This window comes from Actinopolyspora mzabensis, assembly GCF_900101095.1.
Lineage (GTDB): Bacteria > Actinomycetota > Actinomycetes > Mycobacteriales > Pseudonocardiaceae > Actinopolyspora > Actinopolyspora mzabensis.
In genome coordinates, this window is sequence record NZ_FNFM01000010.1 from 1 (window position 1) to 19,032 (window position 19,032).

22 protein-coding genes and 1 rRNA gene are annotated in these 19,032 nt (G+C 67.3%); 12 read left to right on the forward strand and 11 right to left on the reverse strand.

Annotated features, from left to right (window positions below; genetic code table 11):
• Positions 1-194 precede the first annotated feature (194 nt).
• Positions 195-312 (forward strand): 5S ribosomal RNA (rrf, locus tag BLR41_RS16720).
• 142 nt (positions 313-454) lie between these two features.
• On the opposite strand, the gene BLR41_RS16725 is transcribed toward rrf, so the two are convergent.
• A complete protein-coding gene (locus BLR41_RS16725) occupies positions 455-1,213 on the reverse strand; it encodes a TrmH family RNA methyltransferase (protein WP_092629699.1) in 759 nt (252 codons plus the stop codon).
• Positions 1,214-1,367: 154 nt separating this feature from the next.
• Between BLR41_RS16725 and BLR41_RS16730 the strand changes: the two genes are divergently transcribed.
• Together BLR41_RS16730 and BLR41_RS16735 are read left to right on the forward strand one after the other, a co-directional pair.
• Complete coding sequence (locus BLR41_RS16730) at positions 1,368-2,789, forward strand: WS/DGAT/MGAT family O-acyltransferase (RefSeq protein ID WP_092629700.1); 1,422 nt, start codon at positions 1,368-1,370, stop codon at positions 2,787-2,789.
• Positions 2,786-3,307 carry a DUF6912 family protein gene (locus BLR41_RS16735; protein WP_092629703.1) on the forward strand — a complete coding sequence of 174 codons (522 nt, stop codon included), beginning with the start codon at positions 2,786-2,788 and terminating at the stop codon, positions 3,305-3,307. The genes BLR41_RS16730 and BLR41_RS16735 overlap by 4 nt, the downstream gene beginning before the upstream one ends.
• Before the next feature lie 63 nt (positions 3,308-3,370).
• Here BLR41_RS16735 and rsgA read toward each other — a convergent pair whose 3' ends face one another.
• Both rsgA and aroA read right to left on the reverse strand, forming a co-directional pair.
• Positions 3,371-4,381: a ribosome small subunit-dependent GTPase A gene (gene rsgA, locus BLR41_RS16740; protein WP_092630305.1), complete on the reverse strand. Its 1,011-nt coding sequence runs from the start codon at positions 4,379-4,381 to the stop codon at positions 3,371-3,373.
• Positions 4,382-4,397: 16 nt separating this feature from the next.
• Positions 4,398-5,666: a 3-phosphoshikimate 1-carboxyvinyltransferase gene (gene aroA / locus BLR41_RS16745; RefSeq protein ID WP_092630308.1), complete on the reverse strand. Its 1,269-nt coding sequence runs from the start codon at positions 5,664-5,666 to the stop codon at positions 4,398-4,400.
• A 189-nt stretch (positions 5,667-5,855) separates the two neighbouring features.
• Here aroA and BLR41_RS16750 point away from each other — a divergent pair, with 189 nt between their 5' ends.
• The 4 genes from BLR41_RS16750 to rsrA all read left to right on the forward strand — a co-directional run bounded on the left by BLR41_RS16750 (position 5,856) and on the right by rsrA (position 8,738).
• Positions 5,856-6,599, forward strand: coding sequence for an SOS response-associated peptidase (locus BLR41_RS16750; RefSeq protein ID WP_092629705.1), 744 nt, complete (start codon positions 5,856-5,858; stop codon positions 6,597-6,599).
• Complete coding sequence (locus BLR41_RS16755; RefSeq protein ID WP_092629707.1) at positions 6,596-7,207, forward strand: alpha/beta hydrolase family protein; 612 nt, start codon at positions 6,596-6,598, stop codon at positions 7,205-7,207. The genes BLR41_RS16750 and BLR41_RS16755 overlap by 4 nt, the downstream gene beginning before the upstream one ends.
• Before the next feature lie 497 nt (positions 7,208-7,704).
• Positions 7,705-8,406, forward strand: coding sequence for a sigma-70 family RNA polymerase sigma factor (locus BLR41_RS16760; RefSeq protein ID WP_092629709.1), 702 nt, complete (start codon positions 7,705-7,707; stop codon positions 8,404-8,406).
• Positions 8,403-8,738 carry a mycothiol system anti-sigma-R factor gene (gene rsrA, locus BLR41_RS16765; protein WP_092629712.1) on the forward strand — a complete coding sequence of 112 codons (336 nt, stop codon included), beginning with the start codon at positions 8,403-8,405 and terminating at the stop codon, positions 8,736-8,738. The genes BLR41_RS16760 and rsrA overlap by 4 nt, the downstream gene beginning before the upstream one ends.
• A gap of 162 nt (positions 8,739-8,900) precedes the next feature.
• Here the strand turns inward: rsrA and BLR41_RS24030 are convergent, their stop codons facing one another.
• Complete coding sequence (locus BLR41_RS24030) at positions 8,901-8,981, reverse strand: 50S ribosomal protein bL37 (RefSeq protein ID WP_033374540.1); 81 nt, start codon at positions 8,979-8,981, stop codon at positions 8,901-8,903.
• A 140-nt stretch (positions 8,982-9,121) separates the two neighbouring features.
• Between BLR41_RS24030 and BLR41_RS16770 the strand changes: the two genes are divergently transcribed.
• Together BLR41_RS16770 and BLR41_RS16775 are read left to right on the forward strand one after the other, a co-directional pair.
• Complete coding sequence (locus BLR41_RS16770; RefSeq protein ID WP_092629715.1) at positions 9,122-9,346, forward strand: biotin/lipoyl-binding carrier protein; 225 nt, start codon at positions 9,122-9,124, stop codon at positions 9,344-9,346.
• A gap of 112 nt (positions 9,347-9,458) precedes the next feature.
• Positions 9,459-10,949, forward strand: a complete 1,491-nt coding sequence (locus BLR41_RS16775) for a sensor histidine kinase (RefSeq protein WP_092630311.1) — start codon at positions 9,459-9,461, stop codon at positions 10,947-10,949.
• Positions 10,950-11,216: 267 nt separating this feature from the next.
• On the opposite strand, the gene BLR41_RS16780 is transcribed toward BLR41_RS16775, so the two are convergent.
• Together BLR41_RS16780 and BLR41_RS16785 are read right to left on the reverse strand one after the other, a co-directional pair.
• Complete coding sequence (locus BLR41_RS16780) at positions 11,217-11,474, reverse strand: WhiB family transcriptional regulator (protein ID WP_092629718.1); 258 nt, start codon at positions 11,472-11,474, stop codon at positions 11,217-11,219.
• Between the two features lie 236 nt (positions 11,475-11,710).
• Positions 11,711-12,637: a diacylglycerol/lipid kinase family protein gene (locus BLR41_RS16785; RefSeq protein WP_092629720.1), complete on the reverse strand. Its 927-nt coding sequence runs from the start codon at positions 12,635-12,637 to the stop codon at positions 11,711-11,713.
• Between the two features lie 364 nt (positions 12,638-13,001).
• On the opposite strand from BLR41_RS16785, the gene BLR41_RS16790 reads away from it, so the two are divergent.
• Complete coding sequence (locus BLR41_RS16790; RefSeq protein ID WP_245694384.1) at positions 13,002-13,442, forward strand: hypothetical protein; 441 nt, start codon at positions 13,002-13,004, stop codon at positions 13,440-13,442.
• 132 nt (positions 13,443-13,574) lie between these two features.
• Here the strand turns inward: BLR41_RS16790 and BLR41_RS16795 are convergent, their stop codons facing one another.
• The 5 genes from BLR41_RS16795 to BLR41_RS22925 form a co-directional block, all read right to left on the reverse strand.
• Positions 13,575-13,907, reverse strand: a complete 333-nt coding sequence (locus tag BLR41_RS16795; RefSeq protein WP_092629723.1) for a hypothetical protein — start codon at positions 13,905-13,907, stop codon at positions 13,575-13,577.
• Between the two features lie 71 nt (positions 13,908-13,978).
• A complete protein-coding gene (locus BLR41_RS16800; protein ID WP_092629726.1) occupies positions 13,979-14,488 on the reverse strand; it encodes a GNAT family N-acetyltransferase in 510 nt (169 codons plus the stop codon).
• A gap of 81 nt (positions 14,489-14,569) precedes the next feature.
• Entirely contained in the window at positions 14,570-15,073 is a 504-nt protein-coding gene (locus BLR41_RS16805; protein ID WP_092629729.1) for a GNAT family N-acetyltransferase, read from the reverse strand.
• Between the two features lie 447 nt (positions 15,074-15,520).
• The gene (locus BLR41_RS16815; RefSeq protein ID WP_092629734.1) at positions 15,521-15,796 is read right to left on the reverse strand and encodes a hypothetical protein; all 276 of its coding nucleotides are present in this window, start codon (positions 15,794-15,796) and stop codon (positions 15,521-15,523) included.
• Positions 15,793-16,767: a hypothetical protein gene (locus BLR41_RS22925; protein WP_176798029.1), complete on the reverse strand. Its 975-nt coding sequence runs from the start codon at positions 16,765-16,767 to the stop codon at positions 15,793-15,795. The genes BLR41_RS16815 and BLR41_RS22925 overlap by 4 nt, the downstream gene beginning before the upstream one ends.
• Before the next feature lie 450 nt (positions 16,768-17,217).
• Between BLR41_RS22925 and BLR41_RS22605 the strand changes: the two genes are divergently transcribed.
• Complete coding sequence (locus tag BLR41_RS22605) at positions 17,218-17,886, forward strand: hypothetical protein (protein WP_143013110.1); 669 nt, start codon at positions 17,218-17,220, stop codon at positions 17,884-17,886.
• Positions 17,879-18,856 (forward strand): SRPBCC family protein, encoded by a 978-nt coding sequence (locus BLR41_RS16830; RefSeq protein ID WP_218120201.1) that lies wholly within the window; start codon positions 17,879-17,881, stop codon positions 18,854-18,856. Before BLR41_RS22605 ends, BLR41_RS16830 begins: the two co-directional genes overlap by 8 nt.
• The last annotated feature ends 176 nt before the right edge of the window (positions 18,857-19,032 follow it).

The following is a 19,032-nucleotide window of genomic DNA, read 5'->3' on the forward strand; positions in this document are numbered from 1 at the left end:
GGCCCGACATGTACGCACAGCAATGTGTTCAGTGGACGGGTACTAACCCGCCGAACGGCGACACCCCCCCATCGCCCACACACGCACCACCCGCAAGCACACGCGGATCTCGCCACCACTATACGGCTCCCAACCCAGCCACCACCCCCGATAACTACATACCGGCTGACCCAGTCGGCCCCCACAGTTTTTGGGTCGGTGGCCACAGCGGAGGAGACACGCCCGGCATCCATCCCGAACCCGGCAGCTAAGCCCTCCAGCGCCCCAGGTACTGCACCCCCACGGGTGTGGGAGACACGGACACCGCCGACCCATTCCCCCCACACCGGCCCCACCCACCACGGGTGGGGCCGGACTACTCCGCACCCCCAGCCAGCACCCGCAAGGCGCCCCGACAATTTCACGCGAAATCGCCGGGGCAGGCGGCACGGCTGCGGGATGCTCCCCACTCGACTCAGTCGGAAGCCCTTCGTGTGAGTTCGTAGCAGATCACACCGGCAGCGGCAGCCACGTTCAACGACTCCACCCCGCCGTACATCGGAATGCGGAGCCGCTCCGTGATTCGTTGCCCCACTTCCTCCGAGAGGCCCGCCGTCTCACTGCCGAGCACGAACACCGCCCGGTTGGGGAACTCCGCCCGGAAGAGATTCGCCCCGCTATGGGCATCCAGCGAGTACAACGGATATCCGGCCTCGGAGAGCACTTCGGCGGCCGTTCCGGCGTCCGGGGTGCGCAGGATCGGAGCGTGAAAGGCGACTCCCGCCGACGCCTTGACTACCAGCGGGTCCACATTGGCCACCCCACGGTGCGGCAGCACGATACCGTCCATGCCCGAAGCCGTCGCGGTGCGCAGGATCATTCCCACATTGGCCGGGGTGGTCAACCCGTCCAGCAGCAGCATGCTGCGGGGAGCGGTGGCCGGATCCGCCAGCGCGTCCTCCAACGGACGCATCTTGCGGGCCACTACGTCGGCTATCACCCCCTGATCGTGGCGTCCGTTTCCCGCGAGTACCTTCACGCGATGCGCGCTGGCGCGCCGCACCGGTACGGCGCGGTCGTCGGCCGCTTCCTTGATCTCGCGGACGATGTTGCCGCTGATTCCCTCGGCGAGAACGACCTTGTCCACGCGAAGTTCGAGGTCGGACAGGGCTTCCAACACCGGTTTACGGCCGTAGACGGTCACGAACCGGTCGCGTGGTGAGGTTTCGGGCACTGTTGCGAGGCTCCTCTCGGGGAGTTTCGTTCTTCGTCGAACGAGCGGGCAGGAAGTGGCCCGCCGTTGCTCGGTTTCTTCGCCGGGGTTAACCCGGTACTCGGTCGCTCGGCGTCACTTCGCTCGGCGTCCGTCGTGTGTCAGTATCGCGGTCATGTCCGATCGGTTGTCCGCACTGGATGCCTCGTTCCTGTATCTGGAGGACCACACCACACCCATGCACGTCGGGGGTGTGGCTGTTTTCCGGCGGCCGAGCTCCGGATTCGACTACGACAGCGTGGTTTCGTTCATCGAACGTAAGCTCGCGCTGGTGCCGCGCTACCGCCAGAAAGTCGTGCAGATCCCCGGTCGGCTCGCCAGGCCGGTTTGGGTGGACGACCGCAATTTCGACATCAGTTACCACGTACGCCGTTCCGCGCTACCCAAACCCGGCAACGACGAGCAGCTGCACGACCTCACCCAGCGGTTGATGTCGCGGAAACTGGACACCACTCGGCCGCTGTGGGAAGTCTACCTGGTCGAAGGGCTCTCCGATGACCGAACAGCGGTGATCACGAAGACCCATCAGGCCATGATCGACGGCATCGGAGCTATCGACATCGGGCAGCTGATCCTGCAGACCACCCCCGCGGACTCACCGGTGGAGCCCGCCGACCGTTGGCTGCCGCGTCCCGAACCGGGTGCCGTTCAACTGGCCGTCGACGCGGTCACGGAGGCCGTTCGGCGGCCTGGAGAAGTGGTGGAGAACATTCGAGCCACCACCGTCGACGCCACCGCAACACTGCGCAAGTTCTCGGGAGCCGTGGCGGGGCTTTACTCCGCACTGCGCACCGCCGCTGTGCCACCGCCGGGAACGCCGCTGAACGGGACCACTTCGTCGCAGCGGCGGTTCGCCGTGGCTCGGGCGCGGCTCGAGGATCTCCGGAACGTACGGCGGCAGCACGGCGGAACGATCAACGACGTGGTGTTGGCCGTGCTCACCGGGGCGTTCCGCAACTGGTTGCTCTCCAGGGGAGAGGCCGTCACCACCCGGAGCACCGTCCGCGCGATGGTTCCGGTCTCGGTTCGAGCCGATGGCCCCGCCGCGGTGGCACGTGCCGAACTCGGTGACCTCCCGTTCGACGAGGTCTCCTCGTACCTGGTGGATCTGCCGGTGGGGGAGCCCAGCCCGAGCATCAGGCTGCACCAGGTGAGTCACGCCATGCGTGCCCACGCCGAATCGGGGCAGTCCGTGGGAGCGGACGCACTGGTGCGGCTTTCCGGCTTCGCTCCCCCGACCCTGCACGCGCTGGGGGCCCGGGTCGCCAGTGGGCTGTCCAACCGGCTCTTCAACGTGCTGGTGACCAACGTTCCCGGTCCGCAGGTACCGTTGTACGCGGCCGGTGCGCCGATGTCCGAGATATTTCCGGTGGTCCCGTTGGTGAAGAACCAGTCGTTGGCCGTCGGGATCACTTCCTACAACGGCGGGCTGTTCATCGGCCTCAACGCCGACAGGGCAGCCATGCCGGACGTGGATGTCCTTGCTGCGATGATCGAGGAGTCGGTTACAGAGATGATCGGAACGGTCGAGGTATGAGGATCTATTTGCCGGCCACCGTGCGGATGCTGCGGGAGTTCTTCGAACAACAGCAGCTGCGGCCGTTGAGTGGCACGGCCTTCGCGCTGACCCCCGCCCTGCGGGAGTCGTATTCCAGCGGGGATGCCGAGGAGCTGGAGTACGCGGCCATGCGGGAGGCGGCCCGAGCCTCGCTCCGGCTGATTTCGACGGAGCTCGGTGACTCGGGGGAGGCCGAATCGGAGGAGCCGCCCCGACGAGTGGTGATCTCGGCCGATGTGCGGGACGAGGAGGCCACGCTGCGGCCGGATCTGGACTACGCGGTGGTGCGGCTGGCCAACCCGGTGCCCTGGAAGAAGATCGCCGCGGTGCACGTGGACACCGCCGAGGCCGAGAAAGCGGTTCGGCAGGCGGCTCCGCTCATCGACGATGCGGACCTCGGGGACGAGAAGGCCGAGCTGGCTCTCGGGGACGCCGAGGACCACGAGCTGGCCTGGTTCGCTCCGCAGGAGGTGCCGTTCATGCTCGAACTGATGTGACCGTCCCCGGGGCGAGCTCAGCAACGAGCCGTACCCCGGAACGACGAAATTTGTGAATACGATTCATTCATCACGGCCCGTGCGCGAGCGCAGCAGTCTCCGCAGCGAGTTCAGCTGTGCTTCGTGGCCCTCCTCGGCGACGAACGTGTCCAGGTGGCAGTCCGGATCCTCGGGACTCCCCAGGTGGCCGCAGTTCGGCGGACACTCCTCCGCCGCCGCGGCGAGGTCCTCGAACGAGTCCACGAGGTCGCTCGCGGTCACGTGCGCCAGCCCGAAGGACCGTATCCCCGGAGTGTCCACGACCCAGCCGCCGAGGCCCTCGGGTAGGGCCATCGCCACCGCCGAGGTCGAGGTGTGCCTGCCCTTGCCGACCTCGCTGACGCGCCCGATGGCCCGTTCCGCATCGGGCACGAGGCGATTGACCAGCGTCGATTTCCCCACCCCGGAATGCCCGACCAGCGCCGAGACGCGGCCGTGCAGCGCGGCGTGCAGTTCCGTGGGCGCGTCGTCGAGTCGGGTGGTGATCACCGAGATTCCCAGCTCCGCGTAACCGGAGATCCATTCCTCCGGAGCCGCCAGATCCGCCTTGGTCAGGCACAGCACCGGGGTGAGCCCACCGGCGTAGGCGGCGACCAGGCAGCGGTCGATGAATCCGGAGCGGGGTGGTGGGTCCGACAGCGAGCTCACGATCACCAGCTGTTCGGCGTTGGCGACCACCACTCGTTCGTACGGATCGGTGTCATCGGCGGTACGCCGCAGCACGCTGGTTCGCTCCTCGACTCGCACGATCCGGGCCAGCGTGTCCGGCTCGCCGGAGGTGTCCCCCACCAGCCGGACGCGATCACCGATCACGATGGGGGTTCGCCCCAGTTCCTTGGCGCGCATGGCCACCACCCGGTGCCGGGGATCACCGTCGACGGCGCAAGTCCACCTGCCCCGGTCGACGGCGATCACCATCCCCACGAGCGCGTCGGAGTGCTCGGGACGTTGCTTGCTGCGGGGTCTGCTGTTGCGCCGGTTCGGGCGCACCCGGACATCGGACTCGTCGAGGTCTCGCCACCCCCGCTTGGCCATCACCGCTCCGCTCCCGTCACTGCCGGCCGCCCAGCATCTTCGTCCACATCTCTTCGAAGCCGGGCAGCGTTTTACTTGTGGTAGTGATGTCGTCGATCACCGTCCCCGGAACCCGCAGCCCCAGGATCGCCCCCGCCGTGGCCATCCGGTGGTCGGCGTAGGAGTGCCACTGCCCCCCTCGCATCGGTCGGGGCACGACGGTCAGCCCGTCGGGATGCTCGGAGACCTCCGCGCCCAGGCCGGTCAGTTCCGCTCGCAGCGCCGCCAACCGGTCGGTTTCGTGCCCGCGCAGATGCGCGATCCCCCGCAGCCGCGATTCGCCGTGCGCCAGTGCGGCCAGCGCGGCGACCGTCGGGGTCAGCTCGCCGATCTCGTGCAGGTCCACGTCCACGCCGCGCAGCCGTTCCGGGCCGGTGACGGTCAGCCCTCGCTCGTCCAGCCTGGTGCTGGCCCCCATCTCCCGCAGGATCCACCGGATGGCATCACCGGCCTGCGTGGTTCGCTCTGGCCAGCCCGGCACGGTGAGTTCGCCACCGGTCACCGCGGCGGCGGCGAGGAACGGGGCGGCGTTGGACAGGTCCGGTTCGATCCGCAGCTCCAGCGGTTCGATCCCGCCCGGTGCCACCGTCCAGGTGTCGGGTTCCGAGTCGTCCACCTCCACACCCTGTGCACGCAGCATCTCCACCGTCATCGCGATGTGCGGAAGCGACGGCACCGACTCCCCGTCGTGGTGCACGGTCAGGCCGCGTTCGTACCGGGCGGCCGAGAGCAGCAGCCCGGAAACGAACTGCGAGGAGGCGGACGCGTCGATGGTGACCGCACCACCGTCCATTCCGCCCGAGCCGTCGATCGTGAAGGGTAGGCTGTCGCCGCTCACCCGAGCCCCCAGTCTCCGCAGCGCTCGCAGCACCGTGTCCAGTGGTCGTTCCCGAGCCCGCGGGTCTCCGTCGAAGGTGATCGTGCCCTCGGCCAGGCACGCCATCGGCGGCAGGAATCGCATGACGGTCCCGGCCAGCCCGCAGTCCACGGTCGCCGGGCCGTGTGGTTTGCCCGGGGTGATCAGCCACTCGTCCCCGGGCCCGTCCACGACCTCCACACCGAGCGTGCGCAGCGCCGCTGCCATCAGCTCGGTATCCCTGCTGCGCAGCGGTGACCGCAGCGTGGAGGGACCCGTGGCCAGTGCGGCCAGCACGAGGGCCCGGTTGGTGATCGACTTGGACCCCGCGACGTCGACGGTGGCGTGCACCGCTTCTCGGGCCGGTGGGGCGGACCAGGGTGCGCTCATGTGTCGATGGTCCCGCACGCTGCGTTCGCCCCGGAAGTTCGGGTGTGCGTCGGCGGCCCCGTCGGTCGGGTGCGGGTTGCGCGAGCACACGGCGGAACTGGCAGCATAACCGCAACGTGGACGGTAAGTGTGGGTTCCGGTTTCTCGGGGCCTGCCGCTTCGGGGTGGAGGTAGTGGAGGTGCGAAGCGATGTGCGGTAGATACGCCTCCTCGAAGGCGCCGAGCGAGCTCGCCGCCGAGTTCGACGCCCGTGACGAGACCGGTTCCCTGGCGCCGGAGCCCGACTACAACGTCGCTCCGACCAAACCGGTGTTCAGCATCGTCCAGCGGCACCCACGGGACGCCGAGGGCAGTCCCGATCCCGACCGTTCCGAACGCACCGTGCGGGTGATGCGTTGGGGGCTGGTGCCGAAATGGGCCAAGGACCCTTCGGTGGGAAGCCGGATGATCAACGCCCGTTCCGAGACCGTGGCCACCAAACCGGCGTTCCGGGGGGCTGTTCGTTATTACCGTTGCCTGCTGCCTGCCGACGGCTGGTACGAGTGGAAGCGGGACAGCAGCCCCAAGCAGCCCTACTACGTCACCAATCCGGATGACTCCAGTCTCGGCATGGCGGGAATCTGGGCCACCTGGCGCGACCCGGCGGATCCGGAGGCCGAACCGCTGGTCAGCTGTGCCGTGCTTACCACCGAGGCGGTGGGCGGGCTCGCCGAGGTGCACGAGCGCATGCCGCTGGTGCTCCCGTCCCGGGACTGGGCGGAATGGCTGGATCCGGACAACCAGGACGTCACGGACCTGCTGGTTCCGCCTTCGGCCGAACTGGTGGATCACCTTCGGATGCGTCCCGTCTCGCGCGCGGTCAACAGTGTGGCCAACAACAGCCCGGGACTGACCGAACCGGTACCCGAGAAGGACGCGCTGTTCGGATCATGACAAGAGTAGAGGTGGACACCCCGTACGGCGCCGCCCGTGCCGAACTGCACAGCGCCGCCGAGGGGCGCGCGGCACTGCTGCTGGGGCACGGCGCAGGTGGGGGTTTCGAGGCCGAGGACCTGGTCTGCGCGGTGCGCACCGCCACCACCTCGGGGGTGCACGTCGCGCTGGTCGAACAGCCTTACCGGGTGGCCGGGCGTCGTGCGCCCGCGCCCGCCCGCCAGCTCGACGCCTGCTGGCTGGCCGTGGCCGAGGACCTGGGGCAGCGGTGGTTCCCGGAACTCCCGTTGATCTTCGGCGGACGTTCCTCCGGTGCGCGGGTGGCCTGCCGCACGGCCGAGGCCGGGGGAGCTTCGGCCGTGCTGTGTCTGGCGTTTCCGCTGCGCCCGCCGGGAAAACCGGACAAGGACCGAGGTGACGAGCTCTTCGCGGTCGAGGTTCCGACCCTGGTGGTGCAGGGCGAGAGCGATCCGTTCGGCGAGCCGGAACCGTCCACCAACCGTGAGGTGGTGCTGGTTCCCGGGGACCACTCGTTGCGGGCCGACACGGGAGCGGTTTCGCGTGCCGTCGCCGAGTGGCTCGGCAGGATTCTGCGCCTCCTCGACTGATCGAGGTTTTCGGTCGGGTTTCGTAGCCGGTCGCTCGGCGGAACCTCCCGCGGCGGTGCCGATCGCGAGGGTGGTCGGGGTTCGGCCTGGGGAGTGGGGGAGTGTGGCATCCCACCGAGGCACGGCGATTTCGTGGGAAATTTACGCCGCCCTGGCGGGGAGGTGCCTCATGCCCAAGGCCACTGGCGGGCGTCACTACTCGTGGCGTCACTAGTCGTGGGGGTGCGGTACGAGCGGTGGCTCGGAGCGCGGCCGGCGGGTGGAATAGCACGCCGTCGTCGACCGTTGCACGACACGTGTTGACCGAGCAGAGTGGTACGGCCGTCGCCGACGGCCAGCAGCCCAGCTTGAAAGAGTGCGTGTCGTCACGCGCTTCGCGGGATTCCGCGAAGCGTGCACGTGAGGGTACCGGGGTATCCTGGGAGAGTACTCATGTCGGTGAGGGCATGGGGGCGTCACCATCTCCACTTTCGTCTTGGTGGCGGGGAAGGAGCCCGGTGCCTGGTACCAATGGGCAGGCCAGTACTGCCGAGAACGAGCAGCAGGCGGAAACCGGTGAGCAGCAGCAGCGGAACGAGGTCACTCGGACGGAGGACTCCGAGGCGACCGAGACGGCCGAGCAACGGGTCGCCCGCTTCGAGCGTGACGCGATGCCGCTGCTGGACCAGCTCTACGGTGCCGCCCTGCGGATGACGCGCAATGCGGCCGACGCCGAGGATCTCGTACAGGAGACCTACCTCAAGGCGTATTCGGCGTTCAAGTCCTACACCAGGGGGACCAACCTCAAGGCCTGGTTGTATCGCATCCTTACCAACACCTACATCAACGGTTACCGCAAGCGTCAGCGGCAGCCCCAGCAGCAGCCCACCGACGAGATCGCCGACTGGCAGTTGGCGCAGGCCGAGAGCCACACCTCCAGCGGACTGCGCTCCGCCGAGTTGGAGGCGCTCGACAGGTTGCCGGACACCGACGTGAAATTCGCGTTGCAGCAGCTCGCGGAAGAGTTCCGCATGGTGGTTTACCTGGCGGATGTCGAGGGGTTCGCCTACAAGGAGATCGCCGAGATCATGGAAACCCCGATCGGCACGGTCATGTCCCGGCTGCACCGTGGCCGCAGGCAGCTGCGCGGGATGCTGACCGACGTGGCGCGTGAACGCGGCTTCCTCCGAAACGAGGAGCGGGAGGTGAGTACGCCGTGAGCTGTTGCGAAGACCCGCGGACTTCCTGCGAGGACGTACTCGCCGAGGTGTGGCTGTTCCTGGACAACGAGTGTGACCAGGAGCGGCGTGCCGCCCTGCGCAAGCACCTCGACGAGTGCAACTCCTGCCTGGAGCACTACGGAATCGAAGAACACCTCAAGGAGCTGCTGCACCGCAAGTGCGGCGGGGAGCACGCTCCCGCGGAGCTGCACGAAAGGCTGCGTAGTTCGATCCGGGAGAACGTGCTGCGCCAGGCCGAGGTGACCTTCGAGGACGGCCCCGACGGCGCCTCGGTGGAGGTGCGGAGCAGATCCAGCTCTTCGACGGAGTGACTCCGCTGTGCCGTAGCCGCTCTTCGGACAACACGATAAGCCGGGCAACACGAAAAGATGGCCCCGAACCGGTCAGCCGGTTCGGGGCCACTTCGTTGTGGGCCGCGGACGCGGCATGGTGCCGCGGTGGCGCGAGCGAGCCGTGTAGTCCGCGAAAAACCCTCACTTGCCGCGCAGCGGACGCTTGCCGTGATTGGCGTTGTTCTTGCGCGCGGCCTTCTTCTTGCGGGCCCGCTTGGCCATTGGGCACTCCTAATCCGACTCGAATTCGACCCCCCACAGTCTGACATGCGAGGTGACCTGGTGTTCGTGGGCGGTTGCTCACGTGGTTTCCTGGTGGTCGAGCGTCAGCCGGACGGGCTCCAGAAGGGAAGCGGTAGCTGGTGGCACACGAAATACGCGCCGAGATGGTTGCCAACGTCATGACCGTCGATGTGACCCCGGGCGATCAGGTCGGCAACGGGGACTCGGTGGTGGTGCTGGAGTCCATGAAGATGGAGATACCGGTGCTCACCGAGCGCCCGGGGCGGGTCGACGAGATCGCCGTCAACCCGGGCGACGTGGTCCGGGAAGGGGACCTGCTGGCCGTGATCGAGACCCCGAACTGACCGGGATTCCCGGTTCGCCCGCCACCAGTGCGCTGTCGGGTACCGCCGCGATCGCTGGAGTGTGGGTGCCGTCGGGTCGTGGTTCGTCCGCAGGCGGTCGAAAGGGCTGATCGTGTCTACTCTCAGTGATCTGTTGGCCGAGCACACCGGTCTGTCGGGAACGGTGGCCGACCATCTGCAGCTCGTCGTCGCGGAGTGGCAACTGCTCTCCGACCTCTCCTTCGCCGATTTCCTGCTGTGGGTGCCCGTCGGGCAGGACGATCCGGGGGACAACCGGTTCCTCTGCGTGGCGCAGGCGCGTCCCACGACGGCGCCGACGGCCCACTCGGAGGACCTGGTGGGCACGGCGGTGACCCCCCACGATCATCCGCAGTTGCAGCGGGCCGTGCGGGAGAAACGCATCTGTCGGGAAGAGGATCCCAGGTGGCACATGGGGGTCCCCGTTCGGCGCGAGACCATTCCGGTTCGTCTGGACGACTCGGTGGTCGCGGTGTTGAGTCGGGACACCAACCTCGCGGTGCCCCGGGTGCCCAGTCCGCTGGAGATCTCGTATCTCGGTAGCGCCGCCGATCTCTGCCAGATGATCGCCGACGGTAGCTTTCCCACCGCCGAACCCTCCCCGGACGTGCACACCAGCCCCAGGGTGGGTGACGGTCTGATTCGACTGGACAGTGCCGGGACGGTGGTGTTCGCCAGTCCCAACGCGCTCTCGGCGTATCACCGGATGGGCCATGCCGCGGACCTCGTGGGCGGCCCGCTGGCCTCGTTGACGCGTTCGCTGCTGTCCGACCCCTTCGACGCCGACGAGGTGTCCCAACGCATCCGCCAGGCGTTGGACGGTCAACCGGGGATGCGGATCGAGGCCGAGGCCAAGGGGGCCACGGTGTTGTTCCGTGCGCTGCCGTTGCAGCCGCGTGGGCAGGATGCCGGGGCGCTGGTGCTGGTCCGGGACGTCACCGAGGTCAAACGTCGGGACCGGGCGCTGCTCTCCAAGGACGCCACGATCCGCGAGATCCACCACCGGGTCAAGAACAACCTGCAGACCGTGGCGGCGTTGCTGCGGCTGCAGTCCCGGCGGACCGGCAACAACACGGCGAGGCAGGCGCTGGACGAGTCGGTGCGGCGGGTGACCTCCATCGCGCTGGTGCACGAGACGTTGTCGATGTCGGTCGACGAGCGGGTGGACCTCGACGACGTCGTCGACCGGGTCATTCCGATGATGAGTGATCTCGCGAGCGCGGGCGGCGGTGTGACCGTACGCAGGCAGGGGCGTTTCGGTGAGGTCGCGGCGGAGCTGGCGACTCCGCTGGTGATGGTCCTTACCGAGCTGGTTCAGAATGCCCTGGAACACGCCTTCGCCGAAGGCGAGGGTGGCGAGGTCGTGGTACAGGCGGAGCGTTCGGCGCGCTGGCTGGACGCGGTGATCTCCGACGACGGTCAGGGCCTGCCGAAGGATTTCTCCCTCGAGCACGCCGAACGTCTCGGCCTGCAGATTGTGCGGACCCTCGTCGAGTCGGAACTCCGCGGGTCGTTGAGTTTGCGCGGGCGTGATCAGCGGGGTACCGAGGCGGTGCTGCGAGTCCCGTTGAAATACCGTCGCTGAGTCGCTGCCGCTGGGTGCGTCGATAGCGGGTGCACACGGGGGAGTGCGCTCCGATCGATCCTGTCGGCCCCCCTGTGGAACGCGGTGAGCGCGTTCGCGACCGACATCGACGCGGATCGACCGATGGTGTTGTGCAGTTGGTGTGGTTTTCCGGCTGTCGCGCGCCCGATTGCTCTCGCGCGTCCGACTACGACGTCCCCTGGAATCCGTACGGGGCTCGCCCGTCTCCGCTCACGGAGTTCCGGCCGGGACGGATCCGTCGGGCGCTCAGGCGTTGGTGGTGCGAGTGCGGGTCCGCGCGTTACGACGCTTGAGCGCGCGACGCTCGTCCTCGCTCATACCGCCCCATACACCTGCGTCCTGTCCGGTCTCGAGGGCCCACGCGAGGCACTCGGAGGTGACGGGGCAACGACGGCAAACAGCCTTGGCCTCGGCGATTTGCAGCAGGGCAGGACCGCTGTTCCCGACGGGGAAGAACAGTTCGGGGTCCTCGTCACGGCAAACCGCACGGTCGCGCCAGTCCATCGTTTAGCTCCTAGCTAGGCACGCCAATGCGCGCCGATCGTTGTTCCGGGGTGTTTGTGAATGCTTTCACGGAGTCCGTGCGCTTGTGAATGCTTTCACGAACTCGCGTAATGTCAAGGGGACGATCACAACCGAGTGAGTGAGCTCACCCGAAAGATCGACAGATCTTGACCTGGGGTTGGGTGACCACCGGAGACGGTGCGGCCGACCCTGTGTGGTGTCTCCGTTGCGGCAAGTTATCCAACGACGCACAGAGCGTTCGGAACCGACACGAAATCGATCACCGAAAGCTCGCCGAAGGAGTCGCCGTCGACCTGTACTCGCAACGGCCGCTCACAGGCTACTCGCAACCGGCTGATGTTCGCACGCCTAAAAAGGGATTTTCCTTGTGGTTTAGCTCTATCGCTGAGCATTTGCGCTATATGTCGTAACACTGAGTGAGGAAGCATGCTGCCGAGTGCGAATACGCCGAGACCCGTTTCGAACCTGGTCTCGGGGTTGGTGTGCACCGGCCTGCGGCCCAAGTAGGTCCACGGATCCGCGTTGGAAATCATGGCCGCGTGTAACGCGGTCACCTGAGGTTCGTCGTCAGCCTGCACGGTGAGTAATGGCTTATTTCGGGCCCCGGCCAGATAACAACGGGTCGCGGCACTGGTGTACAACCACGGCGTCACTCGTCGCCCCTTGCCACGGCGGCGTTCCACCTCGGCGACCACGTCCGCGTCGAGCCCCACCCCGGCGTTGAAGGTGAACCACCGCTCGTCCACCTTGCCGAGTCCGATCCAGCGACTGCGCTGCTCGGCCAGGGCCTGCAACAGCTGGTGGGTCGCTTCCAACGGATCCCGTGGCACTCCGAGCGCGCCCGCGAAGACGTTGGCCAGCCCCCCGGGAATGACCGAAAGGCAGGGACGCGGGGTGGGTGTGGTCACTTCCGTGCGCAGCATCCCGTTGACGACCTCGTTGACGGTGCCGTCGCCCCCGTGCACCACGATCAGGTCCGCCCCTTCGAGGGTGGCGCGTGCGGCGGCGTCGGCGGCATGGCCGCGGTAGCGCGTTTGCACCACGTCGAGCTTTACCTCGCTGGCGAGCGCGTGGGCCAGCACGTCCCTCCCCGCGGCACTGGTCGAGGTCGCCTCCGGATTGACTACGAGAACAGCACGCACACCCGAAGCCTAGCTGTAGTTCGCGGGAGGTTTCGTGTGGTGCGGTCCGCGTCTCGGAGCTACCCGGCGTTTTCGGCGGCACGGTGTCTCGGACGGGCCCGGCACCGCCGTGTCGGGATCGTGTCGGTGGCGCGGATGAGTGGTCTATCCTCGGAAGAGGGTGCTCAGGGCTCGCACTCCGGGAATCGCGCGAGCACGTGCCTGCGGCGGAAAGTTCCGCCCGCGAACGGCTGTCCGGTCAGACCCCCGTCCCCGGTGTTCGGAACGACGGTGTCCTCCGGCACCCCGGCCGGGGCCGGACCGGGAGTTCTCCCACGAGCCCTGTGGCGTCACCGTTGATACCTCACCCAGGAAAGAGGCATTCGTGTCGGCAGCGACAGCCCCCCGCACCGTGCGCCTGGCCGGGTTGGTGACCGTGTTGCAGGCGGTTGCCGGGATCATGTTCGTCGTGGCCCTGCTGGTTCGGGCCAGCCAGGCCGATCTCGGTTCGGTGGGATCGCTTACCCGCAGTTCCACCTATGGCGAGGCCGGTTATTTCGGCCTCATATCGCTCGGCGTGCTCGTCGCGGGCATCGGGCTGCTGCGGAGCAAACACTGGGCCCGTACACCGGTGCTGTTGCTGCAACTGTTGTTGCTCGGAGTGTCCTGGTACGCGATGGGCCCCTCGGACAGTCCGCTGGTGGCCTTCGGCTTCGCCGTACCCGCCGTCCTGGTGCTGTGGTGCCTGTTCAACCGCGCGGGGCGGGAGTGGTGGTTGCGCTCCAGTGCCGCTCCCGACGCCGAGCCCGAGAACCGTTCCGGCTGATCGAGGTTTTCCGGGAGGCGTGTTCCCGGGCGCGTGGTGGTTCCGTGGGACTCGGGAGCTCGCGTGGAACGGCACGCGCTTCCAGCGCTGCCGCCTGCTCCTGGGCCGCTGGGCGGAAGGTCGCGAGTGGCGTCAGCGACGTTGGTTCGAGCCACCCTCGCCGCGGTTCTCCGAAGGGATGCTGCGTGGATTGGCCGCTGCCCAGCCCTCGGCCAGCCGTGCCAGGGCGCCGGGCTTGTCCCAGTCCGACGGGTTGACCGGGATGGCCGCTATCCAGTTCTCGCGGTCCCTTGCCGGATCCTCGTTGGGTCTGTCCGCGATCGTGAAGTGCTTCGGTCGAGTGACTTCGATGAACGGGTTGCCCTCCACGACGTAACCGCGTTTGACCGCGATTTCCCGGTCGCCCTGTGCCCAGCGGAACGTGAGCCCGTGGTTGAAGTATCGGCTGATCGGGCGAGTGGGCATGGTGACACCTCGTGCTGGTGTGGTGCGTGTCGGTTTCGCAGATTACCGTGCTTTCGCCCGTGGGAAATCCGTCAACCGTGGGCTGTTCGATCGAGTGCCTCCCCGGTCAATCGGAAGACGGTCCACTCGTCCATCGGAATCGCGCCCAGCGACTCGTAGAAGCCGATCGCCTGCTCGTTCCAGTTCAGCACCCACCATTCCAGGCGGGCGTATCCGTGTTCGACGCATTCCCGCGCCAGTTCCGCCAGCAGCGCCCGTCCCAGACCGTGCCGTCGGTACGACGGCTCCACGTACAGGTCCTCCAGGTAGATGCCGTGGGTTCCTCGCCAGGTGGAGAAGTTGAGAAACCACAGCGCGAAGCCCACGACTCGCCCGTCGAACTCGGCGACGTGCCCGTACAGGGCAGGGGACGTGCCGAACAACGCCCGCCGCAGTTGCTCCGTGGTGAGTTCGCACTGCTCGGGAGCTTTCTCGTACTCGGCGAGCTCGTGCACGAGTCGCACCACGGCGGGCAGGTCGGCCTCGGTGACTCGTCGTACTCCGTTGTTCCCGGTGTGGTTGTTCCCGGCGTGCTCCAACACCTGTTCAGGTTAACCGAGTCGTGTTTCGGGTGATCATCTTCTCCCCTTCGGAACGTTCTCGCGGACGCTCCCCGAAAGGGATTACGCGGGCAGTTCCAGCGCCATCAGCACGTCGTCCACGAACCGGTCCCCGATGCGGAACTCGTTGCGCAGCCTGCCCTCGATCTCGTAACCCGCGGCGCGATACAACCGCATCGCCCGTTCGTTGGTGGCCAGTACGCGCAGCGTGATGCGAGTGGCGCCGCGCCGCAGCGATTCGGTGCGCACGGCGTCCAACATCATCCTTCCGATGCCCCGTCCCCGGTAATTGGGCAGCACCGAGAAACCGTGGAGCTGTTGCACATGAGCCGTGGCGTTCGCGAGATCGGGATACGAGGTGGCCAGCGGGACCAGTTTCGAGAATCCCACCACGAGACCGTTCTCGTCGGCGACAAGCACGTTGCCCGCCTCGACGGGTCCGTCGAAGATCGACCTCCCCGACGATTGTGGTGGTGCCGGACTCGTTTCCGGAGACCACGCCTCCCGCTGGATCCACTTCAGACGTTGTTCCTCACCCGGCTTCGCCACGCGGATCCGCACACCCATACCGGTTTCCGTTTCTAGGGTGGGAGTGGAGGTCGGAAGTGAGCCTGGCAGTGTGGCCGTCCGTGCGCAACGCGTTTTCCGTCGTGCGACCGGAGCCCGGGGCGTGGCGAATCCGGCCGCGGCGGCGGGCGACCCCTCGGAGTGGTGAAACGAAAGCGGGACCTCGTGCCACACCGATGTCCAGCCGTGCGAGCAGCTCCTGGTCCCACCCGATGAAGCCGCGCACGACTTCGGTGTGGGTGTCGTGAATCGGCATGAGCCCCTTCGGGGCACCGAGTTCCGATGTTTTCGGTTTACTCGCCCTTCCGGGGTGACACCTCCACGTTCGCGGCCGGGTGTGCTCGGGGCTGGAGACTTCCGCCCTCGGTTGTCCGGTCGGCCGGTTTCGTATCCGTGTAGGACAGTCGCCCGTCGATCCGTCCGGCAGCCTCCTGTTCGTCGCCCTACTTACGAGCGCTCCTCGTCACTCCGCCTGGTTCTCGACTCCCCCTGGTTCTCCTCGTGGGGGTCCTGTGCCGTGGCGGTGAGGCGGTAGTCGATTCGGACGTCCCGGTAGGTGGTCCGTGGTTCAACCGGTTCGGGGAAGTTCGTGCGTTCGGAGGCGGACTCGTGCTCGGACGTGCCGTGGAACCGAACCCCGACCGAGGGTTTCTCGTGAAATCGCAGTTCCTCGGCTCGGAGTGTGCTGGTGAAACCGAGGTCGCTCTCACCCGAGTCGTTCACGACTGCCGGTTGCGGCGGTGGGACGTCGCCGGACGTGGCCGTTCCCGCGGCCGCCTCCGGGTTTCCGAGCGGCCGGATTCCCCGGCGCCGCGGGGCCGTCCGGCCGAGGGTCGTTCCCGCCTCGGAGTGTCATCACGCTCCTCCGCGGCCTCAGTGGACTCCGCCGTGTCGTCCTGCCCGGAGGCGCTTCCGGTGTCCCGGTCCTGCTCGCCGCCCCTTTCACCGGGTGCCTCCTTCGGCGCGGCTTCCGCCGAGTTGTCGCCCGCCCCGGCTGCCGCCCCCGTTACACCCTGCGCTGCGCCGGTGGCCGTGTCCGCCACGTTCGAGACCGCGTCGCCCGCTTCACCGCCGACCTCCCGTACTGTCTCTCCCGCGCCCCGTCCCACTTCGTCGACGGCACCTCCCGCGCCGCTGCCGACCTGCCGGACGGCCTCGCCGGCTCCTGCGCCGGTTTGCTCGACCGCCTCTCCGGCGCCGCTGCCGACCTGCCGGACAGCTTCGCCGGCTCCTGTGCCGGCCTGCTCGACCGCCTCTCCGGCGCCGCTGCCGAGTTCGGCTGCCGCCTGTCCCACACCTTGCACGGCGGGCTCGACGCTGCGGACGACCTGCTCGAGAATCTGGGGGTTGCGATCGATGGAGGTCAGTACGCGGTCGAGAATACGGGCGACGGTGCCGAGCCGGACCTTGAGCAGGGCCTCCGCCTTGACGCCGGTGATGTCGAGCGACACCCGTCCGAGGTCGACGTCGGCACCCACGTTGAGCTTGACGAGATCGAGTACCTCGGCCTGCAGGGACACGTGAGCACGTAGGTTCTCGACCTCCAGGTTTATCTCGTCGACCGAGAGGTTCGGCACGTCGAGGAGGACGTCGGGCTCCTGCTGGGCCGTCTCGTCCGAGTTCGTTTCGGGGGCTGCTCCCGATTCGGGGACGTACTCCACCTCGTTCTGGTCGTCGGCCTCCGCTGAAGCCATGCGAGCACCTCCTTCCCTGCTCCTGCCTCGAGGGTTCCCACCGCTGCCGCCGCGTACCGGGCTGTTCCGAATCCCGGGAGCGGCAGGGGAGTTTGGCTGCCGTACCTTCGATGGTGCCGAGACCGAGCGAAATATGCGAGCCGAATGATGACGTAATTGCGAAGTCTTCCCGGTTCGGCGTGGATTTTAGCGATTCGCTTTTCGTGATCACGTCGATCGATCTCGGCGAATATTTTTTCGTCCGGTACGCGAAGTTTCGCGAATGGTGGCCAACGTGGATCAAACAGGCGTGCGTGTCGATTTTTGTCCGGCAGGACGAGGTGAGGTCGTGCAGGTACTGTGGGGTGCGAGGGCTCGGCTCGTGGGCTGGGCGGCACGTTCGGGCGAACGTGGGAATCATTTCGCGCCCACGTGTTCCCTCGGGTCGGTTTTTCAGTAGGAGGTCGAATCATGAAAATGGGACCTCGGGTCGCCGCCGCGGTGGCGATCGGTTATGTTCTCGGGCGCACCCGGCGGATGAAATTCGCGATCATGGTCGGCAGTGTCCTGGCGGGACGCAAGCTGAAAACGGACCCGAAACAGCTGCTGCAGAAGGCGGGCACCCTGGCAGCGTCCTCGCCGGAACTGAGCAAGCTCAGCGAGACCGTACGCGGGCGCCTGATGGAGGCGGCGAAGGCGGCCGCGACGGCGACGGCAAGCAACAAGATCGATGCGCTCGGCGAGAGTCTGCTGGAGCGAGCCGAACAGGTGCGAAACCCCCCATCCGGCCAAGAGGCCTCGACCGAAACCGCTGCGGAGGACGAGCAGCCCCCCGCCGGAGATGCGAACGATTCCCAGCGGGAAGCACGGGATGATCGGAAGGACAGTTCTCCGCCCCAGGAGGAGGCGACGGAAGAACACGAATCAGCTGCGGATTCCGGCGATGGCGACCAAGAATCGGGGCGCCGATCCACGCAGCAGCGTGATGCCAGCCAGCAATCCGGCGCCGCACGAGGGCGTTCGAGCCGCAAGAGCGGCTCCGCCGGGAGGAGCTCGAGCCGAAGCGAGTCGCGGGGGACTCCCAGAACCCGGGAGACACCCTCCTCGCCCCGTCGGAAGCGAGGTGATGGGGATGGCTGAAAGCAACTCGGAGAACAGGCCGGGGCAGGGGCTGGTCGATGAACTTCCCACGGGGCAGCTCAACAAAGCCGCGCAGAAGTTGGTGCAGGCCTTGCTCTCGCGGGCGGTCGGTTCGGTAAGCAGTAGGGTCGAGAACCTGACGGAGCGACTCGGCGCTGTCGCCGAAGGCGGCGGTTCCGGCCTGGTGCGCGCCATCACGGGCAAGGAGAAGCAGAACGGCGCCCGAGAGGGCTCCGGGGCTCTCACCCGCTTGACCTCCCGACTGAGCAGTGGTGCGGCCACACTGAGCAGTGGTGCGGCCACAGCGGCGAAGACGGTCGGTCAGGCCGTCGGTGCGGGAGGCGGTGGCGAAGCAGGCGGTGGGAGCGGTAGCGACGGCAGCAGTGGTGGAGGTACGAAAGCCGTCAACATCATCGAGGAGTTCGACGTCGGACTGCCGCTGCGGGACGCCTACAACCAGTGGACCGAACTGGAGGACTTCCCGACATTCACCCGCAAAGTGGAAAACGTGGACCAGGAGTCCGATGAGAAGGTCAACTGGAGAGCGAGGATCATGTGGTCCCACCGCAGCTGGGAGTCCACGATCATCGATCAGATTCCCGACACCAGGATCGTGTGGCGCTCCACCGGTACCAAGGGTTCCGTGGACGGCTCCGTCACGTTCCACGACCTGGCACCCAGTCTGACGAGGATTCTGCTCGTACTCGAGTACTACCCCGAGGGGTTCCTGGAGAAGACGGGAAACCTCTGGCGCGCGCAGGGACGACGCGTGCGAGCGGACCTCAAGCAGATCAAGCGCCACATGATGACCAGCACGATCCTGGAACAGGACGAGGTCGAGGGGTGGCGCGGCGAGATCCGCGACTCGGAGGTCGTCCGGTCTCACGAGGAGGCGCTCCAGCAGGAGCAGGAGGAAGAGCAGAACGACGGGGAAGACTACTACGACGAAGAGCCCGATGCGGAAGGGTGAAACGAGGAGGGCGCTCGCGAGCGACGCGGGCGGGGGCCGCGGACCGAGCGGACGACTCGGCCCGGCCGCACGCTCACACCCGTGCTCGGTGAGCCGGACGCGGAAAACGCCGACCGACGAAAAACGCTGACCGACGAGGAAGTCGTCGGTCAGCGTCTTGTTCGGACCTAGCGGGC